Source organism: Nonomuraea guangzhouensis, assembly GCF_019396345.1.
GTDB lineage: Bacteria > Actinomycetota > Actinomycetes > Streptosporangiales > Streptosporangiaceae > Nonomuraea > Nonomuraea guangzhouensis.
Genome location: NZ_JAHKRM010000001.1, coordinates 352,624 through 372,123, shown reverse-complemented (window position 1 = coordinate 372,123; position 19,500 = coordinate 352,624). Strand labels below are relative to the sequence as shown.

Sequence of the window (19,500 nt, the reverse complement as noted above, 5' to 3'; positions counted from 1 at the left end):
GGCCACCATCAACGGCACCGTCTGACGGCTCTTCCCGGGTGGGGGCGCGCCGCCGCCCTCACCCACCCCCCAGAAACACGGAGGAGACGCGGTGCGGGTTGCACTGAAGGAATGCGCATGGGAACCGCTGGGCGAGGACGTGCTCGTTCTCGTCGACCCGCGCGAGGTGATCACGCTCGGCGATGAGGAAGGCCAGGTGGCGGCCCTCTTCGCGGCGCTCGACCGCGGCCCCTGCACGGTGGCCGAGCTCCGCGGCCGGCTCGCGGAGACGGGAGTGGATCTCGACGAGGCCGACGTGCGCGCCGCGATCGAGGCGCTCGACTCGCTCGGTCTGGTCGAGTGCGAGAGCGACCGTACGCTCGGCGACCCCGACCTGGACGCCAGGCACTTCTCCAACCTCGCCTTCTTCGGCGGATTCGCCGGGCTCGACAAGCCCCGGGCGGACTTCGTCAGCAAGCTCAGGCGCTCGCACGTGCTCGTGCTCGGCGTCGGCGGCGGCGGCTCCTCCCTGGTGCAGTGCCTGGCCGGGCTCGGCGTGGGCAAGCTGACGCTGGTCGACAGAGACGACGTGGAGCCGCGCAACTTCGCCAGGCAGTTCCTCTACCACCACGCCGACATCGGCAGGTCCAAGGTGGAGTGCGCGGCCGAGTGGGTACGCGCCTACGACCCGACCATCGAGGTGCGGGCCGTGGACCGCTGGATCTCCGGCCCCGAGGACCTGAAGGACCTGCTCGACGGCGTGGACCTGGTGGCGGGCGGCCTCGACGGCCACCCCGAGGCCCACCTGTGGGTGAACGAGGCCGCGGTACGCGCCGGAGTGCCGCTGGTGATGGGCGGGATGACCCGTTCGCAGGTCAATTACTACTCGGTCGACCCGGGCCGCAGCGCGTGCGTCCAATGCGACTGGAGCGACCGGCCGGCGCTCGACGAGCCGACCGCGGCCGGCTTCGTGGAGCGCAACAGGGCCAAGCTGGTCCTGCAGAACACGCTGATCGCCCCGATCGCCATGCAGATCGGCTCGCTGCTCGCCTACGAGGCCCTGCGCTACCTGACGGGCTTCGAGCCGCCGCAGGCCGCCGGCGCGTTCATCAAGGTGGACCTGCGCAACGGCCTGACCCCGGAACGCCAGCCCTTCACCGTCGACCCCCATTGCCGGGTGTGCGGGCGATGACCACCCAGACGGTACGGCTGCGCCGCCTCAGCCTGGTGGACGAGGGCGAGGAGGTGCTGGTCGGCGACCCGGAGGCAGGCACGTTCATCTCGATCCCCGCGGTCGGCGGTGTGGTGATCGCCGCGCTCATGGACGGCGCGACCATCGAGGAGACGGCCAGGCGGGCCGAGGAGTACGCGGGCGAGCCCGTGGACGTGCCCGCGTTCGTGGAGACCCTGCGCGAGCTGGGCTTCCTCGATGAGAGCGAGGATGAGGACGATCCCGGCGGCGAGCGGATGCCCGTCGCCACCGCGCCCATCCAGGGCCGCCGCTGGCTGAGCGGCCTGCGCCCCGAGCTGGCCAGACCGCTGTTCGGCCGCGTCGCCTGGTTCGTTTACGGCGCCGCCGCCCTGTTCAGCCTGGCCGCGCTGGTCCTCGTGCCCGCGCTCAGACCCGACCCCACCAGCGACGCCTTCGCCGTGTCCGACATCGGGCTCGGCGCGTTGCTGGTCTACCCGATCACGCTGGTGCTGGCCGGGGTGCACGAAGGCTGGCACTGGCTGGCGGCCCGCGCGCTGGACCTCCCGGCCCGGTTCGGCATCGACCGGAGAATGGCGTTCCTGGTCTTCGAGACCGATCTGTCGCTGCTCTGGTCGGTGCCCAGGAGGCGGCGTTACGGGCCGCTGCTGGCCGGGCTGGCCATCGACTTCGTGCTGCTGGCCGTGGTGCTCGGCTGGCGGATGGTCGCGGACAACACCGTGCTGGGCGCCGTGGCGTACATCCTGGTCTTCCAGGTGGCCTGGCAGTGCATGGTCTTCCTGCGCACCGACCTGTACGCGGTGCTGATCACCTGGCTGGGCTGCAAGGACCTGTGGCGGGTCAAGACGCTCCTGCTCCGCCGGGCCTTCGGCCGGCTCCGCGAGGGCGAGGCGGCGGAACTGGTCGCCGCCGACCCGTGTGACGTGCGGGCCGGGCGCTGGTTCCGCTGGCTCTGGCTGGCGGGGCTGTTCGTGGTGGCCGCCTGGCTGGCCTTCTTCCTCCTGCCCGTGCTGGTGAGCCTGCTGCGGTGGACGGCGGCCGAGGTGGCGGCCGGGCCCGCCGCCTGGCGGTTCTGGTACGCGCTGGCGTGTACGGCCCTGATGCTCGGGCCGTGGCTCGCCGTGGCCGGGCTGGCGATCAGGAGCCGCCTCACCCGCGAGCGGTGAACCCTGGGCTAACCGCTGAGGACGCGGCCGACCATCCGGGCGTACATCCGGCCCGGGCTCGGCGACCTGGTCAGGAAGCCGGGCAGCATCGGCAGGCCGACCGCGAACGGCTCCAGCCGCCCGTACAGCGTGTCGGCGTCGGCGGGCCGGTGGCCAGGCTTCTTCTCCAGCAGCCCGGCCAGGAGCGCACTCAGCGCCTCCGGCAGGCCCGGGATCGCGGGCGGACGCTCCTTGACCTGCTTCTCGAAGACCACGTAGTCGGTCGGCCCGGTGAACAACTGACGGCCCGTCAGCATCTCGTGCAGCACGCAGCCCAGCGCGTAGAGATCGCTGCGCGGCTCGGCGATCCCGTGCTGGATCTGCTCGGGAGCCATGTACGCGGGCGTGCCGAGGATCTGGCCGATCCTGGTGAACGTGGTGACGTCGGCGTCACGCAGCAGGGCCAGGCCGAAGTCGAGCACCTTCACGCTGCCGTCGGGGCAGAGCATCAGGTTGGTCGGCTTGAGGTCGCGATGGCAGATCGACAGGGCGTGGGCGGCCGACAGGACCGCGCACGCCTGGGCGGCGATCGCGGCGGCCCACGGCACCGGCAGGGGGCCGTGCTCGCTGACCACGTCGGCCACCGTGACGCCCTCGATGAACTGCATCACCTGGAAGAGGCGCTGCTCGTGGGTGCCGAAGTCGTAGAGCACCGGGGCACCCGGATGCTCCAGCCTGGCCAGGATGCGCGCTTCGCGGATGAAGCGGCGCTCCAGCTCCTCGTCGGGGCCGCTCGGCAGGTGGAGCAGCTTCACCGCCACCCGGCGGTCGAGGTGGCGGTCGTGGCCCGCGTAGACGGCCCCCATGCCGCCCTGGCCGAGCGGGAGGTGATCGAGCACATATCGATCACCGATGACCATTTGCCCCTCCCCGCCGCCACTTTTCGGGAAAAAACTACACCGTCAAGACTGCGGGTGCAGGTGGCCGTCGCTCAGGCCGTCGAGGCCGAGCCGGATGAGTGCCTGGCCGAGCGCCGAGGTCTCGCGCAGCGCGTCTTCGAGCACCGCGAGCTGTCTGAAGGCTTCACCGTAGGACTTCTGGTCCTTGAGCGGGAGGCGGGGCAGGCGGGTGCGGCGCACGTCGAAGCGGCTGGAGCCGGTGGTCGCGCGCCCGCCGGCGGCCCTCAGATGGCCGGCCAGGAAGTCGGGGTCGAGCCGGCGCGCGTCGACCCGGTAGAGCGTCAGATGCGGGCCGAGCACGCAGCCGCCCTCGGCCATCACCCGCACGCTGGAGTAGGAGGCCACCACGTCGCCCGGCTGGACCAGGACCAGCCCCTGCTGCGCCGGAGCCCGGCCGGAGGCCATGGCGCCGCTGGTCACGTCGTCGGCGGTGAGCATCGAGACGTCGCCGCCGCCGGTCGCCATCTTGGGCGGCGCCTGCAGCGTGGTCAGCAGGCCCTCCTTGATCAGGTCGCCGACCGTGGTGACGGGCTGGTCGAGCGGCTCGTCGAGCACCTTGAGGTCGGGCGGGGTGGCCGCCGCGGCCAGAAACCGGTCGCGTGCCTCGGTGAATGCCCGCCCGAGGTCGTCGCGCCGCTGGTGGCGGGCCGGAGTCATGTCGACCTCGTCGGCCAGCAGGTCGATGATGCGTACGGTCTGGTCGGAGCGGTCGTCGAGATAGGCCCGCCACGCCGGCCCGACGACGGAGTGGTCGGCCGTGGCGTCGACGATCAGCACGTCGGACGGCGGGCGCTCGCCCGCGGCCGGACGGCGCAGCAGCCACAGGTCGGAGCCCGCCAGCGCGACCACGGCACGCAGGGCGCCGGCGCGCAGCAGGTTGGCCCGGATCCGCCTGCCCGCCTTGCGGCTGGCCGCGGCCGGGGGCATCAGCATGGCCACCATGCCGCCCGGCCTGACATGGGTGAGGCAGTGCTGGACCCAGGCCAGCTCGGGCTCGCCGCGCGGCGGCAGGCCGTACTCCCAGCGGGGGTCGCCGGTCAGCTCCTCGTAGCCCCAGGCCCGCTCGTTGAACGGCGGGTCGCAGACGACCGCGTCGGCCTTCACCCCGGCGAAGCCGTCGTGGCGCATCGAGTCGCCGGGCACCACCTCCGCCTCGGCGCCGCGCAGGCGCAGCCGCGCGGCGGTGATGAGCGCCGAGGTCTCGCTGAGATCCTGGCCGAGCACCTTGGCGGCCCCGGAGTTGAGCAGCAGGGTGCCGACGCCGCAGGCGGGGTCGAGGATCGTCGCGCCGTCGGTGTGGACGAGCCCGACCATCAGCTCGGCCACGTCGTCACGCGTGACGGACAGCTGCCGGGAATGTGCCTCCAGGTAGCGCTCGCAGAGGAATTCGTAGGCGGTGAGCGGATCGTGCTGCTCGGCCAGCTCGGACAGCAGTCCGGCCAGCTCGGGCTCCAGCTTGCTCTCGCCTGTGGTCAGCAAGAGGCCGGCCTGCGCCACCAACTCGCCCAGCCGCAAATCGCCGGCGGCTTTCAGGCGTTGCCACACACGATCTCCCAGCGAGACCTGGTAGGACTTCCCATAGCGCCGCAACCATGATTCGACCTGGCGCAGCGAGAACAACGGCTGATTGGCGGTGCCGCCGATGGGCAGAGGGAAGTCGTCGTGGCGGCGGCGCCAGTTGCTCACCGCGGCCCGCCCGACACCGGCGAGCCGGGCTATGTCCCCGGCGTTCACGGTCGGGTCGTGGGTCATGGAGCCCACAGTAGTTCACAAGAGTCTTCAGTGCATCTGCTTGTGAAGTCTTTCAACCAATGATTTACTGCTGGGTATGAAGCACAACATCCGCTATGCCGCCGGATCAGACGTGGGCCGCCGCAGGGAGCAGAACGAGGACTCCGGCTATGCGAGTGGCCGCTTGCTCGTGGTGGCCGACGGGATGGGCGGACACGCGGCCGGCGAGCTGGCGAGTTCGGCTGCGATCGCCGTCATGCGCGAGCTGGATGCCACGCTTCCCGAAACGGGCTCGGATCTGGAGGCCGCCCTGGAGGGCGCCGTGCACGAGGCGGCCCGCAGGCTGGTGGAGCTGGCGGACATCGACCCCGCGCGCAGGGGGATGGGGACCACGGTGACCGCCTTGCTGTGGGACGGCTACCGGTTCGCCCTTGCTCATCTCGGTGACTCCCGCGGATACCTGCTGCGCGATGGTGCTCTCTACCAGATGACCAAGGATCACACACTTGTGCAGTCCATGGTGGACGAAGGACGGATAACAGAGGATCAGGCCGCGGTGCACCCGCGCCGGTCGATGGTCCTGCGCGTGCTGGGCAGCGAGGGCCGGGCGGAGCCGGACATGGCGCTGCGCGAGGCCGAGCCGGATGATCGCTATCTCCTCTGTTCTGACGGACTCACCACCGTGCTCGGGCCCGAGGTCCTGCACGAGGTGCTGACCACGGTGACAGACCCGTCGGCGGCCGTCCAGAGGCTGATCGACCTGGCGAACGAGGGCGGCTCGCCGGACAACGTGACCGTGATCGTCGCCGACGTGGTGGCGCCGGGCGCGGGCGACGAGCAGGTCTTCCGGGTGGGTGCGGGGGCCTGAGTACGGTCCCGCGTAGTAGCCAGTCCCACCAGCCTCACCAGTCACATAGCCGAAATTTCGCCTCATAGGTTGACACTTTCCCGGTGTTCGGCGCGCGAGCTCGATGTCGCTACTACAGTCCATCGTGATCTGCCGGTTTTTCTGGAGGAGTGGATCCTGGACTCGATCGCGGCAAGTCTGCTGAAAGAGGTGCGTGGGGAAGTCGGCTACCGCGAGAAGGGCGGCCAGCTCACCAAGTTCGGACAGTGGTACGCGGATCGCGTCAAGGACCCGCAATACCGGGACGCGCCGTGGTGCGACATGTTCATCGCCTGGGCGGCCGACAAGGCCGGGATCGGTGACTACGTCGGCCAGTTCGCCTGGACCCCCTCGCACGCGGCCTGGTTCATCAAGCAGGGCGCCTGGTCCCAGCAGCCCGAACCCGGAGCCCTGGTCTTCTACGACTGGGGAGGCGGCAAGAGCTACAAGGGCATCGACCACGTCGGCATCGTCGAACGGGTCGACGGCAAGAAGATCCACACGATCGAGGCCAACGTCGACCGCGTCTGGCTCAAGCGCAAGTCCCGCGACATGCACAAGGACGTCGTCGGGTACGGCCTGCCGCGCGTGGTGCAGGCCAACGCCACGCTCAACGACATCCGCTCCACCGAGCACCCGCTGGCCCGCCAGCCTCAGCCGATGCCGCGGGAGTCGCCGTTGGACGTCCTGGGCTCCCCGCTGGCCCTGCTCACCGTGATGGTGCTGACCACGGTCGTGGTCTCCTTACGCCTCGCGGGCCGCCGCCGTGGCACCCACCGCCGCTTCACCTGGCCATGGAACGCCTCCGGCAAGCCCGCCTCCGGCAAGCCCACGGCCACCGAGCCCGCGCCCACGAAGCCGCGATCCGGCAACGCCAAGCCGCAACCCGGCAACGCCAAGGCGCGCCGGGCCACCGAAAAGCCGGGCCCGGCCACCGAAAACCCCGCGCAGCCCGCCTCTGCCAAGTCCGCCTCTGCCAGGTCCGCCTCCGCCAAGCGGGGGTCGGCCAAGGTCGGGTCGGCCAAGGCGGCGTCGCGTTCCGGCTCCGCCAAGTCGGCAGCGCGGGGCGGTGACAAGGACACGAGATCCGCCAGCTACGCCGAGGCGCCTCTCGAGCCGGTCCGGGTGGGTGGCCCGCCCACTCCGGCCAGGGCTCTCGTGCCCGCGCAGACCCCTCACCACTCCACCACCCGCCGCAAGCCGTACGAACCGCGCTCCTGACCGTTCACAGGTCGATGACGACCTTGACATCGCCGGTGCCCGGCTGGAACGCCTCGAACGCCCGCTCCAGCGGCAGCCGCCGGGTGATCAGCCGCTCCAGCCACCCGAGATCCGCCGCGGCCAGCGCGTCGGCGGCGAGCCGGAAGTGGTGCTGATTGCCGTTGACCGATCCGAAGACCACGCTGTTGGTGAGCACGAGGGCACGGTTGATCCCTTCCACGTCCACCGGCAGCGACGCGCCGGACGAGGAGACGCCGGTGAGGCAGACGATGCCGGCGGCGGCGGTGCGGGTCATCGCGTCGATGATCAGCCGCCCGGTGCCCGTGGCCTCGATGATGACGTCGGGCCGGAGGTCGCCGACCGCGTCGAGCGTCGAGCCGCGGTGGTAGGTGCCGCCGAGCGCGGTCACCAGCTCCGGCTTGAGCCCGCCGGCGACCTGGTCGAGCACGTGCACCTCCAGCCCGCGCTGCCTGCCGAGCAGGGCCGCGAGCAGGCCGATCGGCCCGGCGCCCGTGATGAGCACCGAGCGTGGCTCGAACCCGGCGCGTGAGCCGATGTGCTCGATGTGCTGCCAGGCCTTGGCGACCACCGAAGCCGGCTCGATCAGCACGCCGACCGGCTCCAGCGCCGGATCCAGCGGCACCGCGTAGCCGGTCTCGACGGTCCAGCGCTCGCTGCCGTACCCGTCGAGCTCCTTGATGCCGCGCTCGGTGTAACGGCCGTTGCGGCACATGTCGAACTCGTCCCTGGCGCACGCCGGGCACGGCTCGGGATCAGGGCGGCGCACCACGCCGACCACGAGGTCGCCGGGGGAGAAGCCGGAACCGGCGGGCGCCTCGATCACCCGCCCGAGCGACTCGTGGCCGAGGATCATGCGCCGCTCCGACGGCCAGCCGAAGTCGGCCGCGGCGAGCTCCCTGTCTGTCCCGCAGACACCCATGGCCAGTCCCCGTACCAGGAGTTCGTCCGGTTTCGGCGCTGGATCGGGGACCTCTTCCACCGCGAGAGACCCTTGTACGCCCGGCCGCCACGTCAGTGCTCGCATGCCGGATTACTACCCCGCCGGGAAACGTTGGGAATTAGTAGGACGTCCTAGTATCTTGTGAGGAGAGCCCCCACAAAGGAGTGATCAGGCGTGCACGTACCGGCGAACCCTGTCCGTTTTGTGACCGCCGCGGCGCTGTTCGACGGCCACGACGCGGCGATCAACATCATGCGGCGGATCCTCCAGTCGCAGGGGGCGGAGGTCATCCATCTCGGGCACAACCGTTCCGTGGACGAGATCGTCACCGCCGCCGTCCAGGAGGACGTCCAGGGCGTGGCGATCAGCTCCTACCAGGGCGGCCACGTGGAGTTCTTCAGCTACCTGGTGGATCTGCTGCGTGAGCGCGGCGCGGGGCACGTGAAGGTCTACGGCGGTGGCGGCGGCGTCATCGTCCAGGACGAGATCGACCTGCTGCACTCCCGTGGCGTCACCCGCATCTTCTCGCCGGAGGACGGCCAGCGGTACGGCCTGCCCGGCATGATCAACAAGCTGATCGAGGAGTGCGACGTCGAGCTGGACGGCGTCCCCTCGGTCGAGGCCGTCGGCTCCGGCGACCAGACGGCCCTGGCCAGGGCGATCACCCTGATCGAGTCGGGCCGCGCGCCCGCCGCGCTCCTGGAGGGCCTGCGCGCCGCCGGGGCCCGTCAAGCCCCTGTGCTCGGCATCACCGGCACCGGCGGGTCCGGGAAGTCGTCGCTCACCGACGAGCTCGTCCACCGCCTCCGCGTGGACAACGACGACAAGCTGCGCATCGCCATCATCGCGATCGACCCGACCCGCAGACGCGGCGGGGGAGCGCTGCTCGGCGACCGCATCCGGATGAACAGCCTCGGCCCGCAGACCTACTTCCGCTCACTGGCCACCAGGGGCGCCGCCAACGAGGTCCCCGTCTGCCTCGACGACGTGATCACCGCCTGCCGGGCCGCCGGCTACGACCTGGTCATCGTCGAGACGCCGGGCATCGGGCAGGGTGACGCCGGGATCGTGCCGCACGTGGACGTGCCCATCTACGTCATGACCCCGGAGTTCGGCGCGGCGTCCCAGTTGGAGAAGATCGACATGCTCGACTTCGCCGAGGCCGTCGTGATCAACAAGTACGAGCGGCGCGGTGCGGAGGACGCCCTGCGCGACGTCCGCCGTCAGCTGGTCCGCAACCGCGAGGCGTTCGGGGTCGCGCCCGACGACATGCCGGTGTTCGGCACGATCGCCGCCCGCTACAACGACGCCGGAGTCACCGCGCTCTACCACCACCTCAAGCAACTGCTGGTGGACAAGGGCATGCGGACCGAGCCGGGCCTGCTGGCGCCGGTGCGCGGCCGTACGTCCCAGGTCGCCGCCGCGATCGTCCCCCCGGCGCGCGTCCGCTACCTCGCCGAGATCGCCGAGACCGTCCGCGACTACCACGCGGAGACGCTCGCCCAGGCTGAGGTGGCCCGCCGCCGCCAGCAGCTCACGGCCGTCCAGGCCCTGCTGGAGGAGGGCGCGACGGGCGAGATCCCCACTGACGGCAGGCTGGCCGAGCTCGCGGCCACGGCCGAGAGAGAGCTGAGCGACGAGAGCCGCACGCTCCTGGACGGCTGGCCCGCTGTCAAGGAGCAGTACACCGCCGACGAGCTGGTGGTGAAGGTACGCGACCGGGAGATCCACACCCCCCTCTGGCGCGAGACCCTCTCGGGCAACCGCATCCCCCGCGTGGCCCTGCCCCGCTACACCGACCACGGCGAGCTGCTCAGGTTCCTGCGGAGCGAGAACCTGCCGGGCCGGTTCCCGTTCACCGCCGGGGTGTTCGCGTTCAAGCGGGACGACGAGGACCCCACCAGGATGTTCGCCGGAGAGGGCGACCCGTTCCGCACCAACCGGCGCTTCAAGCTGCTGTCCGGAGATCAGTCCTCGACGCGGCTGTCCACCGCGTTCGACTCGGTGACCCTGTACGGGCACGACCCCGACCTGCGGCCCGACATTTACGGCAAGGTGGGCACGTCCGGCGTGTCCATCGCGACGCTCGACGACATGAAAGTGCTTTACGACGGGTTCGATCTGACCAGTCCCAGCACCTCGGTGTCGATGACGATCAACGGCCCGGCCCCGACGATCCTCGCCTTCTTCCTCAACGCCGCGATCGACCAGACCCTCGAACGGTTCGAGGCCGAGCACGGACGCCGGCCGTACGAGGAGGAGGAGCGCGAGCTGCGCGCGCGGACCCTCGCCACCGTCAGGGGGACCGTCCAGGCCGACATCCTCAAGGAGGACCAGGGCCAGAACACCTGCATCTTCTCCACGGAGTTCTCGCTGCGGATGATGGCCGACATCCAGGAGTGGTTCATCCGTAACGGCGTCCGCAACTTCTACTCGGTGTCGATCTCCGGCTACCACATCGCCGAAGCCGGGGCCAACCCGATCAGCCAGCTCGCCTTCACCCTGGCCAACGGCTTCACCTACGTCGAGGCGTACCTGGCGAGGGGGATGCGGATCGACGATTTCGCGCCGAACCTGTCGTTCTTCTTCTCCAACGGCATGGACCCCGAGTACAGCGTGCTCGGGCGGGTGGCCCGCCGCGTCTGGGCGGTCGCGATGCGGGAGAAGTACGGCGCGGCGGAGCGGTCGCAGAAGCTCAAGTACCACGTCCAGACCTCGGGCCGGTCCCTGCACGCCCAGGAGATGGACTTCAACGACATCCGCACCACCCTGCAGGCGCTGATCGCCATCTACGACAACTGCAACAGCCTGCACACTAATGCCTTCGACGAGGCCGTGACCACGCCGTCGGCCGACTCGGTGCGCCGGGCGATGGCCATCCAGCTCATCATCAACCGCGAATGGGGCCTGGCCCGCAACGAGAACCCGCTCCAGGGCTCGTTCATCATCGACGAGCTCACCGACCTGGTGGAGGAGGCGGTGCTGCGGGAGTTCGAGCGGCTGTCGGAGCGGGGCGGCGTGCTGGGCGCCATGGAGACCGGCTACCAGCGGGGCAGGATCCAGGACGAGTCGATGCTGTACGAGTCGCGCAAGCACGACGGCTCGCTGCCCATCATCGGCGTCAACACCTTCCGCAACCCGCGCGGCGACGAGCCCCACCAGAAGAAGGTGGAGCTCGCCAGGGGGACCGAGGACGAGAAGCGGTCCCAGCTCGACCGCCTGCACGGCTTCCACGACCGCAACCGGGCCGAGGCCCCCGCGGCGCTGGCCCGGTTGCGGGACGTCGCCATGTCCGACGGCAACGCGTTCGAGGTGTTGATGGAGGCGGCCCGCGTCTGCTCGCTCGGCCAGATCACGGACGCGCTGTTCGAGGCCGGGGGACAGTACCGCCGCAACGTTTGATTCAGCAGTACTTGGCGCCGTCGAACGTGCGGACGCCCCTGGGCACCCTGCTCCAGATGGTCCCCTTCGGGGCCACGGACTGGCAGGCGCCGTCGGAGCCGTGCGCCCAGACGATCTTCATGTTCATATAACGGCCGCACCCGTTGTAGGCGTAGCCGGTCTTGTAGACGGTGCCCTTCTTCTGCCAGAGGCTCACGCAGGACGGGACCTTGCCCTGCGTGCTGGCCTGGGCGGGGGCGGCGGCCACCAGACCGGCGGACGCGGCTCCGGCGATGACCAGGGCGGCGACCGACTTGCGGAGGGTGATGTTCATTGTCGTGTTCCTCTCTCGATGTGCTCGATGTGCTCGATGAGAGGAAGGTAGGTCCGTGGGTGTTGAGGATCTGTTGAGGTTCTGTGCGGTCCCGTGAGCGTCGATAGGATTGCAGGTCGGGGCACTATCGCTAACTGGAGGTATTCATGTCCGACGTCACGTTCAAGGGCAACCCGATCACCGTGGGCGGCACGTTTCTCAAGCCCGGCGACCAGGCGCCCGCGTTCCAGCTGGTGGGCGGGGACCTGAGCGACACCACGCTGGCCGGTTTCGGCTCCGCGACCAAGGTGCTCAACATCTTCCCGAGCGTCGACACCGGTGTCTGCGCCGCCTCGGTGCGCCGGTTCAACGAGGTGGCCGCCGAGCACCCCGGCGTCGCGGTGCTGTGCGTCTCGGCCGACCTGCCCTTCGCGCAGAAGCGGTTCTGCGGCAGTGAGGGCCTCGACAACGTGACCATGCTGTCGCTCATGCGGGGGCGCGAGTTCCTGCGCGACTACGGCGTGGCGCAGGAGACCGGGCCGCTGGCCGGCCTGGCCGCGCGCGCGGTGATCGTGCTCGACGGCGACAACCGGGTCGTCTACGCCGAGCTGGTGCCCGAGATCACCCAGGAGCCCGATTACGAGGGTGCGCTGAGCGCGCTCAAGTAAGCCGTAGCGCGGAGCCCCCGGGTCTCAGCTCTTCCTGCCCACCCCGCAGAGGACGAGCGAGGACTCGGGGTGGTCCGCGAAGTCGATCAGGTCGGCCTGGTCCGGACGCCACTGCGGCAGCCAGGTCAGGCCCGGCTCGACCAGTTCCCAGCCCGCCAGCAGCTCCTCGATCCGGTGACGGCTACGCAGGGTCAGGGGGGCGTCGGTCCGGCGGTAGACGTCGGTGGCCCTGGTGACGGCGGCGGAGCGGGCGTCGCTGGTGCCGTGGGACATGACGAGATAGCTGCCGGGGGCCAGGGATTCGCGGATGGCGGTCATGATGCGCACGGGATCGTCGGCCTCGCCGATGAAGTGCATGATCGCGACGAGCAGGACGCCCACCGGCTGATCGAAGTCCAGCGCCCCCACCACGTCCGGATTTTTCATGATGTCGTGGGGATCGCGGAGATCGCCCTCCACCACCGTGGTCTGACCGCTGTCCGCCAGCAGCGCCCGGGCATGGACCAGCACCACCGGGTCGCGGTCGACGTAGACCACCTTCGACTCGGGCGCGACCGCCCTGGCCACCTCGTGCACGTTGTCCCGCGTCGGTAGGCCCGTACCGATGTCGAGGAACTGGGTGACGCCGAGGCCGGCGAGGAAGCGTACGGCACGACCGAGAAACGCCCGGTTGGCGCGGGCGGCGGCCCGCACTTCTGGAGCCACCCGCAGAATCCGCTCAGCGGCCCGCCGATCGGCAGGGAAATGATCTTTTCCGCCGAGGTAGTAGTCGTACAGCCGGGCGACGTTGGGCGTGTTCGGGTCGAAGCCCAGCGATTCTCGCTCCAACCAGCGATCCCCCGATCGATAGTTAACGATCTTTTCTCAGGATTCTACGGATATGTGACCGCACTTGGGGCGATATTCCTGCACGCTGGGCGTTACTTGGCTTTAGTCCCTTTTGTCACATGGGTAGCGGTCTAAAGTGCGAGTTGTGAGCCTCGACGACACCGGTGCGCCCGTCCATGTGCCCTCGAACGTTCGGCGGATCGTGTCGCTGGTCCCGTCGCTCACCGAGTCCGTGGCGGCGACCGTCCCGCGGGCGTTGGTCGGCGCGACCGACTGGTGCTCGCATCCTCCGGACCTGGACGTGACCAGGGTGCGGGGGACCAAGAACCCCGATCTCGACGCCATCCGGCGGCTGGCTCCCGACGTGGTCCTCGCCAACGCCGAGGAGAACCGGCAGCCGGACATCGACGCGCTGCGGGAGGCGGGCATCGCGGTGTGGGTCACCAGGATCGAGACCGTGGACGAGGCGTTCCGATCCCTCGACCGGATGTTCCGGGACGCCTGCCGGACCGCGCGGCCCGAATGGCTCGATCGGGCGGAGTCGGTGTGGGCCGAGCCAGTGGAGGCGCGCCGGACCGCGATCATCCCGATCTGGCGGCGGCCGTGGATGGTGGTGGGGCGCGACACGTTCACCGGCGACGTGCTCGGCCGGCTCGGCGTGCGCAACCTCTATGCCGGTCACGCCGAGCGGTATCCCAAGATCGCACTGGCCGAGCTGGTGGAGCGGGGCGCCGACCTGGTGGTCCTGCCCGACGAGCCCTATGCGTTCAGTGCCGACGACGGGCCTGAGTCGTTCCCCGGCCACAGGTGCGTGCTGGTCAACGGGCGTGATCTGACCTGGTACGGCCCCTCTCTCGTCCATGCGCGTGAGCGCCTCCTCGGGGCTCTGGGTTGACAAGCGGAGCACCGCTCCGCATATGCTGCGGAGCAGTGCTCCGGATCGTGCCCGCGATCCACCGGCAGAGGGGACGAATGATGATGAAGGCTGTGCGGCTGCACGCGTTCGGCGGCCCGGAAGTGCTCAGGTACGAGGAGGTCCCGCTGCCCGAACCCGGGCCCGGCGAGGTCCTGATCCGCGTGCACGCGGCCGGGCTGAACCCGCCCGACTGGTACGCGCGCACCGGCTTCGCGAACATCCCGGAGGCGGTGCGGCCGAAGCTCCGCCTGCCGTTCGTCCCGGGTTCGGACGTCTCGGGCGTCGTCGCCGGCCTTGGCCCGGAGGCCACCGGGCTGGCCGAAGGCGACGCCGTGTTCGGGCTGGTCCGCTTTCCCGACCTCGACAACGGCGGCAGGGGCTACGCGGAGTACGCGACCGCGCCCGTGGCCCATCTGGCCCGCAAGCCCGCCGGGCTCGACCACGTCCACGCCGCCGCTGTGCCCATGGCGGGGCTCACCGCGTACCAGTTCCTGTTCGACCACGTACGGCTCGAACCGGGCAAGACCGTGCTGGTCAACGGCGCGGCCGGCGGGGTCGGGCACTTCCTCGTCCAACTCGCCAAGACGAAAGGCGCGTACGTCATCGGCGTCGCCTCGGGACGACACGAGGCGTTCCTGCGCGAGCTGGGCGTCGACCGTTTCGTCGACTACACCACCACCGCGGCCGAGGAGGTCGTCCGCGACGTCGACCACCTCTTCGACACGGTCGGCGGTCCCCACGGCCACCGGTTCCTCCCGACGCTCAGGCGCGGGGGCACGCTCAGCCCGGTCTTCGTCGGCGAATACCACCGCGAGCGCGCCGCCGAGCTGGGCATCACGTTCGTGTCGGGACAGGTCCACTCCGACGGCGGGCAGCTGGCCGAGCTGGCCCGGCTGATCGAGGCCGGGCACATACGCGCCGGGATCGACGGCGTCTTCCCGCTCGCCGAGGCCGCCAAGGCCCACGAACGCGCCGAGCAGGGCCACATCCAGGGCAAGATCGTCCTACGGGTCGCCGAGGATTAAACCGCTTTCGTCCGCGGCGGGCCGGCGAGGGCGGCGTCGACGGCGGCGGGGGACAGGACGTGCTCGATGACGAGCACCGCCGTCCCCACGATCCCCGCGCGATCACCCAGCGAGCTGTTCACGATCTCCAGGTTGCGGGTGGTGTACGGCAGGCTGCGGCGGTACACGCTCTCCCTGATGCCCGTCAGGTAGTGCTCCCCGGTCTCCGCCATGTCGCCCGCCAGCACCAGGACGGCGGGGTTGAGCAGGCTGACCGCGGTGGCGAGGACGACGCCGACCGTGCGGCCCGCCTCCTGGGTGAGGGCGATGGCCGTCGGGTCGCCGGCCTGGACCAGGCGGACGACCTCGCGGCTGGTCTGCCTGCCGAGGTTGGCGGCGAGGGCCTGGCCGCTGGCCAGCGAGGCGACGCAGCCCCGGGAGCCGCAGGTGCAGACGCGGTCGTCGCTCTCGTGCAGCCGGACGTGGCCGAGGTTCCCGGCGGCGTCCTCGACGCCCCGGTAGATCCGGCCGTCGAGGACGATGCCGGTGCCGATGCCCGTGGAGACCTTGAGCAGGAGCAGCGACCGGCTCCGCCGCCAGAAGGACCACCACTCGCCGTACGCCATCGCGTTGGCGTCGTTCTCGACCAGGACCGGCACGTTGAACGCCTCCCGCAGCGCCGCGCCGATCGGGTGGTCGTCCCAGCCGGGCATCAGGAACGACCTGATCACCCGGCCGGAGTTGTGGTCCACCGAGCCCGGCAGGTCCATGCCGATGCCGCACACCTGGGCGGACGTCCGTCCCGAACGGTCGAGCAGGCGCTGGAAGGCCTGCTGGATCCAGGAGAGCACGGCCTCGGGGCCGCGGTCGATGCGTAGCTCGGCGTGCTCCTCGGCCATCGGCCGGGCCGCGAGGTCGGTCAGCGCCACACGCGCGTGACTGGCGCCCAGGTCGGCCACCAGCACCAGGCGGTTGGTCGCGTCGATGTCGAGCACCGAGGGCGGCCGCCCGCCGCCGGAGGCGCCGACACCGGACTCGTGGATGTATCCGGCCTCGATCAGCCGGTCCACCCGTTCGGTGATCGTCGATCGGGACACGCCCGTGTAGGCGATGAGCTCTTTGCGGGTACGGCAGGTGCCATTGCGGATCAGCTGGAGGATCTGCCCTGCCGTCAGCATGGTTATCCCTTCTCCGCTCCTGCCGTGAGTCCCTCGGTCAGGAGCCGCTCGCCGGCGAAGAACACGATCACGATGGGCAGTGTCAGAACCACCGATCCTGCCATGAGAACCGTCGTCGGGATCTCGATACTGCCCGCCAGCTGGGAGAGTCCCAGCGAGACCGTCCAGCTCTCCCGTTTCTCGACGAGGAAGAGCAGGGCGAACAGGAACTCGTTCCAGGCGATCATGAAAGCGTAGAGGCCGGTGGCCATGAGCGCGGGCTTGGACAGCGGCAGCACCACTCGCCAGATGGTCGACAGGCGGGTGCAGCCGTCGATCGCAGCCGCCTCCTCCACGCTCTGCGGCACGGTCTCGAAGTAATTGCGGAGCATGTATACCGTGACGGGCACCGTCTGTGCGATATAAACCAGGATCAATCCCAGCAAAGACCCCCGAAGCCCGAGCATCGTGAAGAGCACGAACAACGGGATGGCCAGCACGATCGCCGGAAACAGGTACACGGCCAGGAACACGAAATGCACCTGCCGCCGCCCGAAGAAGCGCAGCCTGGCCACCGCGTACGCGCCCGGGATCGAGATCAGCAGCGTGACCGCCACCGACGAGACGGCCACGATCGCGCTGTTGCGCATGAAGCTCAGGAAGCCCTGCTTGGTCAGCACGTTCGTGTAGGTGTCGATGGTGAAGCTACGCGGCCAGATGGAGCCGGGGTCAAGGATCAGCTCCTGGATGTCGCGGAACGACAGCGTCACCATGTAGAAGAACGGGAACGCGGTGATCACGAACAGGAACAGGATCACCAGCGGCTTCAGCACCCGGAACAGTGCGCGCTCGAACCTATCCCTGCTCACGCTCACCTCCCGAGAAGAACCTCAGATACAGGACCAGGAACACGACCAGGACGACCGCCAGCACGATCGCCTGGGCGGCCGAGGCGCCGATGTCGTCGCGCGCGGTCAGGAAGTTGTAGACGCGCACGCTCACCACCTCCGTGCCGGCCCCGCCGCCGGTGAGCAGGTAGACGTCGTCGAACTTGGTGAAGGTGAACACGAACCGCAGCACCGACAGCAGCGCGATGATCCTCCAGAGCTGCGGCAGGATCACGTACCGGAAGCGCTGCGTCGGCGTGGCACCGTCGACCACGGCCGCCTCGTCCAGTTCCGCCGGCAGCGCCTGCAACCGGGCCAGGATGAACAGGAAGGCGAACGGGAAATACCGCCACGCCTCGAACGCGATCACGGTGAGCAGCGCCACCGGCACCTGGATGCCGAGGAAGGTGCCCTTGGCCTGGGTGAGGAAGGCGATGGGCTCGCTCAGCCAGGAGTTCACGATGCCGTACTGGGGGTTCAGCATGGTCTCCCACAGGAAGGCCACCGCCACCACCGGCGCCACGTACGGCACCAGGATGGACGCCCTGACCAGCGTGCGGCCCTTGAAGCGGTCGCGCAGCGCCAGCGCGGCCACCAGCCCGATCACGATCGACAGCCCGGTGCCCGCCACGGTGTAGACGAGCGTGTTGACCAGAGCCGTCCAGAACCCCGGCTCGGACACGACGTAGCCGAAGTTCTCCAGCGTGTAGTGCCCGAAGACGCCCACCCGGCGGATGTTGATCAGCCGGGCGTCCTGGAACGCCAGCATGATCGCCCAGAACAGCGGCAGCACCACCACCACGAGTGTGATGACCAGCGTCGGGGAGATCAGCGCCAGTCCCGCTCTGCCCTCCTGCTCCCGAAGTGTCGCGCCACGCCGGTCCGTCACTGCCGGATCCCGCGCTTGATGGTCTCGACGTCCTTCTTGGCCTGCGCCGCCGCGGCCTGCGGGGTGAGCGAGCCGTCCACGATCTGGCTCAGCGCCTTGGGCACGGGCAGCTCGCCCATGGTGGCCCCGACCAACTTGCCCTGCCCCTGGGGGATGCCCCAGCGGGCGAACGTGTCAGGGCTCTTACGCAGCGCGTCGAGCACCTCGGCCGGGTAGACGTCCGCGAGCGGCTTCTTGGTGTCGACCCCGGCGGGCAGCTTGTTCCACTTGTCGGCGAACCCCTTCCGGGTCGGGAACTTGCCCTCCGGTGCCATCCCGATCCACCGCTCGTAGCCCTCGTTCATCATGTACGAGACGAACTGCGCGGCGGCGTCCTTGGCGGCGTCGCGGGTGACGGCCCAGGAGACGATCTCCCCGTACTGGGCGGGCGTGCCGTCGGGGCCCTTCAGCGCCGTGACCACCCCGGTGTTCTTGGCCAGCCACTCGGGATCCTGCCGGCACTCGGCGCAACTGGGCAGCGCGTCGTTACGCAGCCCCGCCAGCTCGTCCAGGATGAACGACGACCAGATGGTCATCGCCGCCTTCCCGGCGAAGTAGGTGGCTCTGGTGGAGTCGACGTCCTGCTTGCCCTTGACCGAGTAGTCCTTCGCCAGCTTCGCGTAGTACGCGAAGGCGTTCACGCACTGCGGCGAGTCAAGGGTGACATTTCCGGAATTGTCGACCAGCTGGCAGCCGTTGGCGAGCGCCACGTGCTCGAAGCTCTGCGCCGTGAACGAGTCCTTCGGCGCGATGGCCAGCGTGATGCCCGCGACTCCGCCGGTGTTGAGCTTCGCCGCCGCCGTCTCCAGTGCCTCGTAGGTGTCGGGCCGCTCCAGCCCGGCCTTCTGGAACAGGTCCTTGCGGTAGAGGATCAGCTGCGCCCACGCGTCACTCGGTACGGCCAGCAGCTTCCCGCCCGACGTGTCGAGCTCCAGGGCCCGCGCCGAGAAGCCGCTCTTGCCCAGCTTGTCGACGACCTGGCCCGGCGTCTCCGTGTCGAGCAGGTCGTTGGCCTCCAGCTCCCTGATGGAGGCCAGCGGGAGGGCCCCGATGACGTCGGGCAGGTTCCCCGCGGCCGCGGCGGAGGTCACGACCTGGCTGAACTGGTCCTCGGCCACGCCGACCAGCTTGACCTTGATGCCGGTCTTCCGGGTGAAGTCGGCGATGATCTGGTTCTGCACGGTCATGCGATCCTCAAGGTTCTCCTCGGTCCAGACCGTGATCTCGTTGGCGGCCTTCCCGGCGTCGTCGCCACACGCGGCCAGCGAGGCCGCGGCCAGCAACGCGACGGAGAGGACGGCGGTTACCTTCTTCGGCATGGCACGC

The 19,500-nt window shown here is 69.8% G+C and carries 17 protein-coding genes; 8 read left to right on the top strand and 9 right to left on the bottom strand.

Translation table 11 applies throughout. From position 1 onward, the window contains the following. The first annotated feature begins 91 nt into the window (after positions 1-91). Complete coding sequence (locus KME78_RS01675) at positions 92-1,171, top strand: HesA/MoeB/ThiF family protein (RefSeq protein ID WP_219526890.1); 1,080 nt, start codon at positions 92-94, stop codon at positions 1,169-1,171. Further along, positions 1,168-2,355, top strand: coding sequence for a hypothetical protein (locus tag KME78_RS01670; protein WP_246650123.1), 1,188 nt, complete (start codon positions 1,168-1,170; stop codon positions 2,353-2,355). The genes KME78_RS01675 and KME78_RS01670 overlap by 4 nt, the downstream gene beginning before the upstream one ends. A gap of 8 nt (positions 2,356-2,363) precedes the next feature. Here KME78_RS01670 and KME78_RS01665 read toward each other — a convergent pair whose 3' ends face one another. Both KME78_RS01665 and KME78_RS01660 read right to left on the bottom strand, forming a co-directional pair. Continuing rightward, positions 2,364-3,254 (bottom strand): serine/threonine-protein kinase, encoded by an 891-nt coding sequence (locus KME78_RS01665; RefSeq protein WP_219526888.1) that lies wholly within the window; start codon positions 3,252-3,254, stop codon positions 2,364-2,366. A 42-nt stretch (positions 3,255-3,296) separates the two neighbouring features. Continuing rightward, on the bottom strand, positions 3,297-5,045 hold the full coding sequence (locus tag KME78_RS01660; RefSeq protein ID WP_246650122.1) for an HsdM family class I SAM-dependent methyltransferase: 1,749 nt from the start codon (positions 5,043-5,045) through the stop codon (positions 3,297-3,299). A gap of 76 nt (positions 5,046-5,121) precedes the next feature. Here KME78_RS01660 and KME78_RS01655 point away from each other — a divergent pair, with 76 nt between their 5' ends. Together KME78_RS01655 and KME78_RS01650 are read left to right on the top strand one after the other, a co-directional pair. Further along, a complete protein-coding gene (locus KME78_RS01655) occupies positions 5,122-5,892 on the top strand; it encodes a PP2C family protein-serine/threonine phosphatase (RefSeq protein ID WP_219526886.1) in 771 nt (256 codons plus the stop codon). Between the two features lie 189 nt (positions 5,893-6,081). Beyond that, on the top strand, positions 6,082-7,131 hold the full coding sequence (locus KME78_RS01650; protein ID WP_219526885.1) for a CHAP domain-containing protein: 1,050 nt from the start codon (positions 6,082-6,084) through the stop codon (positions 7,129-7,131). Between the two features lie 4 nt (positions 7,132-7,135). Here KME78_RS01650 and KME78_RS01645 read toward each other — a convergent pair whose 3' ends face one another. Then, positions 7,136-8,176 (bottom strand): glucose 1-dehydrogenase, encoded by a 1,041-nt coding sequence (locus KME78_RS01645; protein WP_219526884.1) that lies wholly within the window; start codon positions 8,174-8,176, stop codon positions 7,136-7,138. Between the two features lie 90 nt (positions 8,177-8,266). Between KME78_RS01645 and icmF the strand changes: the two genes are divergently transcribed. Then, positions 8,267-11,494 carry a fused isobutyryl-CoA mutase/GTPase IcmF gene (icmF, locus tag KME78_RS01640; protein WP_219526883.1) on the top strand — a complete coding sequence of 1,076 codons (3,228 nt, stop codon included), beginning with the start codon at positions 8,267-8,269 and terminating at the stop codon, positions 11,492-11,494. Between the two features lies 1 nt (position 11,495). Here icmF and KME78_RS01635 read toward each other — a convergent pair whose 3' ends face one another. Beyond that, positions 11,496-11,807 carry an alpha-amylase inhibitor gene (locus KME78_RS01635; RefSeq protein ID WP_219526882.1) on the bottom strand — a complete coding sequence of 104 codons (312 nt, stop codon included), beginning with the start codon at positions 11,805-11,807 and terminating at the stop codon, positions 11,496-11,498. 146 nt (positions 11,808-11,953) lie between these two features. Here KME78_RS01635 and tpx point away from each other — a divergent pair, with 146 nt between their 5' ends. Further along, entirely contained in the window at positions 11,954-12,454 is a 501-nt protein-coding gene (tpx, locus tag KME78_RS01630; protein WP_219526881.1) for a thiol peroxidase, read from the top strand. 24 nt (positions 12,455-12,478) lie between these two features. Here the strand turns inward: tpx and KME78_RS01625 are convergent, their stop codons facing one another. Beyond that, on the bottom strand, positions 12,479-13,282 hold the full coding sequence (locus KME78_RS01625; RefSeq protein WP_219526880.1) for an SAM-dependent methyltransferase: 804 nt from the start codon (positions 13,280-13,282) through the stop codon (positions 12,479-12,481). A 145-nt stretch (positions 13,283-13,427) separates the two neighbouring features. Between KME78_RS01625 and KME78_RS01620 the strand changes: the two genes are divergently transcribed. Both KME78_RS01620 and KME78_RS01615 read left to right on the top strand, forming a co-directional pair. Continuing rightward, positions 13,428-14,177, top strand: coding sequence for a helical backbone metal receptor (locus tag KME78_RS01620; RefSeq protein WP_219526879.1), 750 nt, complete (start codon positions 13,428-13,430; stop codon positions 14,175-14,177). 77 nt (positions 14,178-14,254) lie between these two features. After that, positions 14,255-15,223 carry an NADP-dependent oxidoreductase gene (locus tag KME78_RS01615; protein WP_246650121.1) on the top strand — a complete coding sequence of 323 codons (969 nt, stop codon included), beginning with the start codon at positions 14,255-14,257 and terminating at the stop codon, positions 15,221-15,223. Here KME78_RS01615 and KME78_RS01610 read toward each other — a convergent pair. From KME78_RS01610 to KME78_RS01595, 4 genes are read right to left on the bottom strand one after another with little or no spacing between them, the layout of a single operon-like run. Beyond that, a complete protein-coding gene (locus KME78_RS01610) occupies positions 15,220-16,380 on the bottom strand; it encodes an ROK family transcriptional regulator (RefSeq protein WP_219526878.1) in 1,161 nt (386 codons plus the stop codon). The genes KME78_RS01615 and KME78_RS01610 overlap by 4 nt on opposite strands. Positions 16,381-16,382: 2 nt before the next feature. Further along, positions 16,383-17,228 (bottom strand): carbohydrate ABC transporter permease, encoded by an 846-nt coding sequence (locus tag KME78_RS01605; protein ID WP_308126769.1) that lies wholly within the window; start codon positions 17,226-17,228, stop codon positions 16,383-16,385. After that, on the bottom strand, positions 17,215-18,135 hold the full coding sequence (locus KME78_RS01600; RefSeq protein ID WP_219526877.1) for a carbohydrate ABC transporter permease: 921 nt from the start codon (positions 18,133-18,135) through the stop codon (positions 17,215-17,217). The genes KME78_RS01605 and KME78_RS01600 overlap by 14 nt, the downstream gene beginning before the upstream one ends. Beyond that, positions 18,132-19,493 (bottom strand): ABC transporter substrate-binding protein, encoded by a 1,362-nt coding sequence (locus tag KME78_RS01595; protein ID WP_219526876.1) that lies wholly within the window; start codon positions 19,491-19,493, stop codon positions 18,132-18,134. Before KME78_RS01595 ends, KME78_RS01600 begins: the two co-directional genes overlap by 4 nt. Positions 19,494-19,500 lie beyond the last annotated feature (7 nt).

Coding starts and splice junctions, on each gene's coding strand:
- KME78_RS01665 (WP_219526888.1), bottom strand. CDS start 3,254: ATGGTCATCGGTGATCGATATGTGCTCGATCACCTCCCGCTCGGCCAG.
- KME78_RS01615 (WP_246650121.1), top strand. CDS start 14,255: ATGATGATGAAGGCTGTGCGGCTGCACGCGTTCGGCGGCCCGGAAGTG.
- KME78_RS01595 (WP_219526876.1), bottom strand. CDS start 19,493: ATGCCGAAGAAGGTAACCGCCGTCCTCTCCGTCGCGTTGCTGGCCGCG.
- KME78_RS01670 (WP_246650123.1), top strand. CDS start 1,168: ATGACCACCCAGACGGTACGGCTGCGCCGCCTCAGCCTGGTGGACGAG.
- KME78_RS01655 (WP_219526886.1), top strand. CDS start 5,122: ATGAAGCACAACATCCGCTATGCCGCCGGATCAGACGTGGGCCGCCGC.
- KME78_RS01635 (WP_219526882.1), bottom strand. CDS start 11,807: ATGAACATCACCCTCCGCAAGTCGGTCGCCGCCCTGGTCATCGCCGGA.
- KME78_RS01610 (WP_219526878.1), bottom strand. CDS start 16,380: ATGCTGACGGCAGGGCAGATCCTCCAGCTGATCCGCAATGGCACCTGC.
- KME78_RS01645 (WP_219526884.1), bottom strand. CDS start 8,176: ATGCGAGCACTGACGTGGCGGCCGGGCGTACAAGGGTCTCTCGCGGTG.
- tpx (WP_219526881.1), top strand. CDS start 11,954: ATGTCCGACGTCACGTTCAAGGGCAACCCGATCACCGTGGGCGGCACG.
- KME78_RS01660 (WP_246650122.1), bottom strand. CDS start 5,045: ATGACCCACGACCCGACCGTGAACGCCGGGGACATAGCCCGGCTCGCC.